This window comes from Alistipes megaguti (assembly GCF_944320325.1).
Taxonomy (GTDB): domain Bacteria; phylum Bacteroidota; class Bacteroidia; order Bacteroidales; family Rikenellaceae; genus Alistipes; species Alistipes megaguti.
On the sequence record NZ_CALUHA010000058.1, the window covers coordinates 1 to 6,911 of the forward strand.

Sequence of the window (6,911 nt, forward strand, 5' to 3'; positions counted from 1 at the left end):
TCTTCAACGGCGGGATCTACCGCATCCGCCACATCCTTCAGGAGCGGGGCAGCCACATCCGCATCGAGTCGTCGCCGGAGGTCTCGGTCGAGATCGACGGCGAACCGCTGGGCCATACGCCGCTCGAGTTCTCGATCCTCCACCGGGCCATCCGCATCGTCGTGTCGCCCGACTTCCCGGGGTTGAAGCATCCGGCGTAGCCTCATCCAAGGCTTCGGTGCGGCTCGCGACCGGCCTTCCGGAGGGTGGGACCATCGGGATGCCTGGCACCTGAGGCGGCATCGACTCTTTTGGCTCCGTCCATGAAATCCGACCTGCGGGTCGGATTTTTTTTTTTTTGCTCAAAATCATAAGTGTGTGCGCACACACTTGCTATTTTCGAAAAAAGTACCTACTTTTGTCGGACCGCGGATCCCAAGATCCGAAGCACACGATCATGCAGCGAGAACACGAAGATATCCCCTCGGAGAGAGACGCGTCGCCGACGAAGACGCGGCCGGCCGCCCCGACCCCTTCGGAACGGGACCGGTCCGGGGCGAGGACGTCGGACGCAACGATGAAGCCGGCCGGGGATGGCGGAGCCGTGGCGACGGTGCGGATCGTCGACATCGCCCGGATGGCGGGCGTATCGACGGCAACGGTCGACCGCGTGATCCACAACCGCGGAAAGGTCTCGGCCGGGAATCTGGCCCGGATCCGGGAGGTGCTCGAACGGGTCGACTACCGTCCGAATCTGATTGCGCGTTCGCTGGCTTCGGGACGTCGGTACGCGGTGGCCGTGGTGATGCCCCGTTTTGCCGAGGGCGATTACTGGGCCGACTTCGAGGCGGGCATCGCCCGGGCCGAGGCCGAGGCGCGGCGTTACAACGTCGAGGTGCACCGCTTTTATTTCGATCAGTACGACCGGACGTCGTTCGATGCGCTGCTCGAACGGCTGCGGGCGGAGTCCTTCGACGGTGTGCTTCTGGCCACGCTCTTTGCCGAGCGGGTCATCCCCTTTGCCGGGGAGCTCGACCGGCGGGAGATTCCCTATGTCTTTGTCGATTCCGATCTGCCGGAGTGCCACCGGCTGGCCTACTACGGCACCTCGTCGTTCGATGCCGGGGTGGTGGCGGCACGCCTGCTTTTCGAGCGGCTGGATCCCGGGGCCGATATCGTCGTGGGGCGGATCCTCCATCACGGTGACGGCGGCTCGAACCAGTGCCGCGAGCGCGAGCGCGGTTTTCGGGACTATCTTGCGCGCCACGATTTTCGCGGAACCCTGCACCATGTGTCGCTGCGTCTGGACGACGGGGCGCACAATGCCCGCATGCTCGACGAACTGTTTGACTGCCACCGATCGATAGCCGGCGCCGTGACCTTCAATTCGACCTGCCACATTCTGGGCGGCTACCTGGCAGCCCGGCAGCGTACCGACGTGCGGCTGGTGGGCTACGATGTGATCGCCCGCAACCGGCGGATGCTCGAGGAGGGGGTGGTCACCGCCCTGGTGGCCCAACGCCCCGAGATGCAGGGTTATTGCGGGGTGATGGCGCTGTGCGGATGGCTGGTCGAGGGGCGTCGTCCGGCGGCGGTCAACAACCTGCCGATCGATATTCTGCTGCGCGAGAATATTTCGTACTATACCAACAATATCAATTGAACCGATCATGAAAAATCTCTTTGACATTCGCGACCGTGTGGTTGTCGTGACGGGCGGAGCCGGTATTCTGGGCCGTTCGATCTGTGCCTACCTGGCCGAGCAGGGGGCGAAAGTCGTCGTGCTGGACCGCGACGAGAAGGCCGGCTCGGAGCTGGTGTCGTCGATCCGCGGGAAGGGCGGTGAGGCGCTGTTCCTGACCACCGACGTGCTGAACCGCGAGGCGCTCGAGGCCAATCGCGACGCCATTCTGAAGGCCTACGACCACATCGACGTGTTGCTGAACGCCGCCGGCGGCAACATGGGCGGAGCCACGATCGCTCCCGACAAGTCGTTCCTCGACCTGGAGGTCGACGCCTTCAGGAAGGTGGTGGATCTGAACCTCTTCGGCACGGTGCTTCCGACGACGGTCTTCGGCGAGGCGATGACGGCCCGCCGGAAGGGTGTCATCGTCAACTTCTGCTCCGAGTCGGCGCTTCGTCCGCTGACGCGCGTGGTGGGCTACGGCGCCGCCAAGGCCGCCATTGCCAACTATACGAAGTACATGGCCGCCGAACTGGCCATGAAGTTCAGCCCCGAGATGCGCGTGAACGCCATCGTTCCGGGCTTCCTGCTGACGAACCAGAACCGCACGCTGCTGACCAACCCCGACGGCTCGTATACCGACCGCGCGCGGACGATCATCGCCCATACGCCGGCGGGCCGCTTTGCCGAACCCGAGGAGCTGCTCGGCACGATCCACTACCTGATCAGCGACGCATCGTCGTTTGTGACCGGCGCGCTGGCCGTTGTCGACGGCGGCTTCGACGCCTTCTCGATCTGAAACACGAATCCCGGAGGAGCCCTTGCCGGCCGTATCGGTCCGGAAGCCGCGGCAGGCGGGCCCTCCCCAAATCCAGAAAACATGTATCTTTGTAAACAGTCGTGGCGTTGGTACGGGCCGAATGATCCCGTCAGCCTCGCCGATATCCGTCAGGCCGGAGCTACCGATATCGTCCATGCCCTGCATCACATTCCCAACGGCGAGGTGTGGCCCGTCGAGGAGATCCGCCGCCGTCAGCAGCTGATTGCCGATGCCGGTCTCACGTGGTCCGTTGTGGAGAGCATCCCGGTCCACGAGCACATCAAGACCCGCACGGGCAACTTCCAGCCCTATATCGAGAACTACAAGCAGTCGATCCGCAACCTGGCCGCGTGCGGCATCCACGTCATCACGTACAACTTCATGCCGGTGCTGGACTGGACGCGCACGAACCTGGCCTACGAACTGCCCGACGGATCGCGGGCCCTGCGCTTCGAGCGTGCGGCCTACGTGGCCTTCGACCTCTTCATCCTGAAGCGTCCCGGCGCCGAGAAGGACTACACCGAGGCGGAGCGTGCCGCGGCCCGGGCGCGTTACGAACGGATGGATGCCGCCGAGATCGAACTCCTGACGCGCAACATGATCGCCGGACTGCCGGGTTCGGAGGAGAGCTTCACACTGGAACAGTTCCAGCACGAACTCGACCGCTACAAGGGGGTGACGGCCGAGGTGCTGCGCGAGCATCTGATCGCCTTCCTGCGCGAGGTGACGCCCGTGGCCGACGAGGTGGAATCGGTGCTGGCCATCCATCCGGACGATCCGCCGTTCCCGATTCTCGGCCTTCCGCGTATCCTCTCCACGGAGGAGGATTTTCGGAAGTTGGTCGAGGCCGTTCCGAACGCCTCGAACGGACTGTGCCTCTGCACGGGTTCGCTGGGCGTCTCGCCGAAGAACGACCTGCCGGGGATGATGCGCCGCTGGGGCGACCGCGTGAACTTTGTCCACCTGCGTTCGACGCAGCGTGATGCCGAGGGCAACTTCTACGAGGCGAACCACCTCGAGGGCGACGTGCCGATGTACGAGGTGATGAAGGCGCTGCTCGAGGTCGAACAGCGCCGCCGGATCTCGATCCCGATGCGTCCGGACCACGGCCACCAGATGATCGACGACCTGCACAAGCGGACCAATCCGGGTTATTCGTGTCTGGGCCGCCTGCGCGGACTGGCCGAGTTGCGCGGACTGGAGATGGGCATTGCCCGATCGCTCTTCGCCGACCGGTAGCCACGGGCGGGATACCTGCAAAAGAGGGCTTCCGAGATGCCTCGGAAGCCCTCTTTTTGTATGTGCGGAGCCGTTATCGGGCGTTGTTGGACGAGGTCGTTGCGGCGGGCTGAGCCGAGGTTGCGGATGCCCCGGCGGCGGGCGTGACGGGCGTAACGGTCTCGGTGATGTCGATCTCGGTCACCTCCCAGTTGAAGAGATCGTTGGCGCACTGGCTCTCCAGCTGGCTGATCTGCGAGAGGTCGGTCGTGTCGGCCAGAATGGCGTTGAAGAACTGCCCTGTCGAGGAGTAGGTGTTGTTGACCTTTGTGGCCAGACAGTTGTAGAAGGCCTTGAGCTGGTCGTGGTCGAGCCCCTGGGGCAGAATTCCCTGAGCCACGAGGACGTTGTAGGGGAAGATGTGGCGCATGTTGCGGGCATCGGCGTTGAGTTCGTCGACGATTTCGGTCACGACGACCATGTCGACCGTATCGTCGACGCCCTCCATCTGGATAAACTCCACGTAGACGGGGTAGGCATTTTCGAGCGTTCCGGCGACCGCGTCGGAGAAGAGCCCGAATTCGGCATCGGTCAGGTCGTCGAGGTAGACCATCTGGCGATACGAGCGCAGGGCTTCGCGCATGGCCTTTCGTTGTTCGTGGTTCCATTGGCGCTGTTTGGAGCACCCGGAGAATCCTGCGGTCACGAGGGCCAGCAGAGTCAGAGAGAGGAGCAGTCTTTTCATGTTTGTTCCGATTAAAGGTTTGATTGTTTCAATTTACCGGCCGTAAGAGCAATCCGTGTGCCAAAGCGGATTGACACCCGATGAAAACGCCCCGTCGCTTTCCGGAACCACCGTGTGCAAAAAAAAGTCCTGCCTCCGATCGGAGACAGAACTTTTTTTGTGGGGCGGAATCGTCAGCAGGTGCCGAAGCGGAAGACGATCTTCTGGCAGTAGAGCTCGCCCGGGTGGAGCAGCGGCGAGGGGAACTCCGGATGGTTCACCGCATCGGGGTAGTTCTGGCACTCCATCGCCACGCCGGCATAATCCTCGTAGCGGCCTCCCGACTTGGTCTCGGGGCAGCCGCCCGAGAGCCAGTTGCCCGTATAGATCATCACGCTGGGCTGTGAAGTGAGTACCGTCACCGTGCGTCCCGATTTCGGTTCGCGCAGCGTTCCGACCTCACCCAGGATATCGGGCTTCCAGCCGTCGATGACGAACGGGTGGTCGTAACCGCGGAAGTCGCGGATGTGGTTGAACTCCGAGTCGATGCCCGGGCGGAACGAGCGGAACTCGCGGAAATCCTGCGGCGTCCCCTCGACGTCGAGCAGCCGGCCCGTCGGGATCTGGCGCTCGTTCATCTCCAGCACCTTCGAGCAGTTCAGACGCAACTCATGATCCAGCACCGAGCCGCTCGACTCGCCCGCCAGATTGAAGTAGACGTGGTTCGTCAGATTGACGACGGTCGTCTGCGTCGTCTTGGCCTTGTAGGTGATCTCCAGGGCGTTGTCGTCGTCGAAGTCGAAGACCGCCTCGACATACAGCTCGCCGGGGTAGCCCTGGTCGCCGTCCTCCGACGTGAGTGCCATCACCACGCGGTTGGTCTCCACGCGGCTCTCCCAGACGCGGTTGGCGAAGTTCTTCGTCCCGCCGTGGAGGTGGTTCACGCCGTTGTTGATCTCCAGGTGGTACTCCTTGCCCTCGACCGTCATGCGGCCGTAGGCGATGCGGTTGGCGCAGCGGCCGACACTCTTGCCGGCGGCCGCACCGTCGAAGAAGTAGCCTTCGGGGTGTTTGTACCCCAGCACGACGTCGGCCATGCGGCCTTCGCGGTCGGGCATCTTCACGGAGACGATGGCCGCTCCGAAGTTCGAGAGCTGCACCTCGGCCCCGCGGTCGTTGCGCAGCGTATAGAGGATGATTGCCTCACCCTCGGGGGGCATGCCCCATACGTTCTGTTCAATATTGACCATCTTTTCATGCAGTTTTAAGCGGTTTCAGTTTCATTTGGCCTGCCGGTTCCATTCAGCATGGCTTTGTTCCGTCCGGCCCGGTTCCATTCAGCAAGGCAGCAAGGCTCGGCCTTGTTCCGTCCGGTCTGTCCTGCCCCCCCCCTCGGATTGCTACTCGACCGGGGGCAGCACCTCGAGGATGCGGTCGATGCGGCGCAGACACTCCTCCTTGCCGATGAACGACGTGACGTCGTACATGCCGGGGCCTTTGCCGGCGCCCACCAGCGCCAGACGCAGCGTGTTCATCACCTGGCCCATGGCGTATCCCTTCTCCTCGATCCAGGCGTGGACGATGCGCTCGGTGTTTTCGAGCGAGAAGTCGTCGATCGAGGCCAGCACCTCGCGCACCTCGCGCAGGATGGCCGGGTTCTGTCCTTTCCAGTACTTGCGGGTCTGCTTCTCCTCGTACTGGGTCGGCGCCACGAAGAAGAACGACGTCAGGTCCCACAGATCGGTGATGAACGTGGCGCGCTCCTTCATGATGCCGGCGGCACGTCCGGCCACCTCGTCCGAGACTTCAATGCCGTGCTCGCGCAGGATGGGCTGGTAGAGAACGGCCAGTTCGGCGTCCGTCTTGTGGTGCATGTACTGGGCGTTGAACCACTTGGCCTTGTCGGGCTGGAAGCGGGCTCCGGATTTCGAGACGCGTTCGAGCGAGAAGCTGTCGATCAGCTCCTGCATCGAGAAGATCTCCTGCTCGGTGCCGGGGTTCCAACCGAGCAGCGCCAGCATGTTGATGAAGGCCTCGGGGAAGTAGCCGTCCTCGCGGTATCCGCGGGCGGTTTCGCCCGTTGTGGGCGACTTCCAGAAGAGCGGGAAGACGGGGAATCCCATCTTGTCGCCGTCGCGCTTCGATAGCTTGCCGCCGCCCGTGGGCTTGAGCAGCAGCGGCAGGTGGGCGAAGGCGGGCTGCGTGGCCTCCCAGCCGAAGGCCTTGTAGAGCAGGTAGTGCAGCGGCAGCGAGGGAAGCCACTCTTCGCCGCGGATGACGTGCGAAACCTCCATCAGGTGGTCGTCGACGATGTTGGCCAGGTGGTAGGTGGGCAGCGCATCGGCCGACTTGTAGAGCACCTTGTCGTCCAACGTCGAGGTGTTGACCTCGACATGGCCGCGGATCAGGTCGTCCATCTCGACCAGCTGGTTTTCGGGCATCTTGAAGCGGATGACCCACTGGTCGCCGCGGTCGATGCGGGCCCG

6 protein-coding genes and 1 pseudogene are annotated in these 6,911 nt (G+C 63.3%); 4 read left to right on the forward strand and 3 right to left on the reverse strand.

All coding sequences use genetic code 11. From position 1 onward, the window contains the following. From PUQ42_RS10160 to uxuA, 4 genes and pseudogenes are all read left to right on the forward strand, one after another. A pseudogene (locus PUQ42_RS10160) lies at positions 1 to 200 on the forward strand (hypothetical protein); the annotation flags it as partial. A 356-nt stretch (positions 201 to 556) separates the two neighbouring features. After that, the gene (locus PUQ42_RS10165; RefSeq protein ID WP_273373395.1) at positions 557 to 1,642 is read left to right on the forward strand and encodes a LacI family DNA-binding transcriptional regulator; all 1,086 of its coding nucleotides are present in this window, start codon (positions 557 to 559) and stop codon (positions 1,640 to 1,642) included. A gap of 7 nt (positions 1,643 to 1,649) precedes the next feature. Continuing rightward, a complete protein-coding gene (locus tag PUQ42_RS10170) occupies positions 1,650 to 2,462 on the forward strand; it encodes an SDR family oxidoreductase (protein WP_087403582.1) in 813 nt (270 codons plus the stop codon). A gap of 81 nt (positions 2,463 to 2,543) precedes the next feature. Beyond that, the gene (gene uxuA / locus PUQ42_RS10175; protein WP_273373398.1) at positions 2,544 to 3,722 is read left to right on the forward strand and encodes a mannonate dehydratase; all 1,179 of its coding nucleotides are present in this window, start codon (positions 2,544 to 2,546) and stop codon (positions 3,720 to 3,722) included. A gap of 73 nt (positions 3,723 to 3,795) precedes the next feature. Here the strand turns inward: uxuA and PUQ42_RS10180 are convergent, their stop codons facing one another. The 3 genes from PUQ42_RS10180 to PUQ42_RS10190 all read right to left on the reverse strand — a co-directional run. Next, positions 3,796 to 4,446, reverse strand: coding sequence for a hypothetical protein (locus PUQ42_RS10180; protein WP_273373400.1), 651 nt, complete (start codon positions 4,444 to 4,446; stop codon positions 3,796 to 3,798). A gap of 173 nt (positions 4,447 to 4,619) precedes the next feature. Next, the gene (locus tag PUQ42_RS10185; protein WP_273373402.1) at positions 4,620 to 5,675 is read right to left on the reverse strand and encodes an aldose epimerase family protein; all 1,056 of its coding nucleotides are present in this window, start codon (positions 5,673 to 5,675) and stop codon (positions 4,620 to 4,622) included. Positions 5,676 to 5,825: 150 nt separating this feature from the next. Continuing rightward, the coding region (locus tag PUQ42_RS10190) for a glutamate--tRNA ligase (protein ID WP_273373404.1) at positions 5,826 to 6,911 on the reverse strand (1,086 nt) is incomplete at its 5' end.

Coding starts and splice junctions, on each gene's coding strand:
- PUQ42_RS10165 (WP_273373395.1), top strand. CDS start 557: ATGAAGCCGGCCGGGGATGGCGGAGCCGTGGCGACGGTGCGGATCGTC.
- PUQ42_RS10180 (WP_273373400.1), bottom strand. CDS start 4,446: ATGAAAAGACTGCTCCTCTCTCTGACTCTGCTGGCCCTCGTGACCGCA.
- PUQ42_RS10170 (WP_087403582.1), top strand. CDS start 1,650: ATGAAAAATCTCTTTGACATTCGCGACCGTGTGGTTGTCGTGACGGGC.
- uxuA (WP_273373398.1), top strand. CDS start 2,544: ATGTATCTTTGTAAACAGTCGTGGCGTTGGTACGGGCCGAATGATCCC.
- PUQ42_RS10185 (WP_273373402.1), bottom strand. CDS start 5,675: ATGGTCAATATTGAACAGAACGTATGGGGCATGCCCCCCGAGGGTGAG.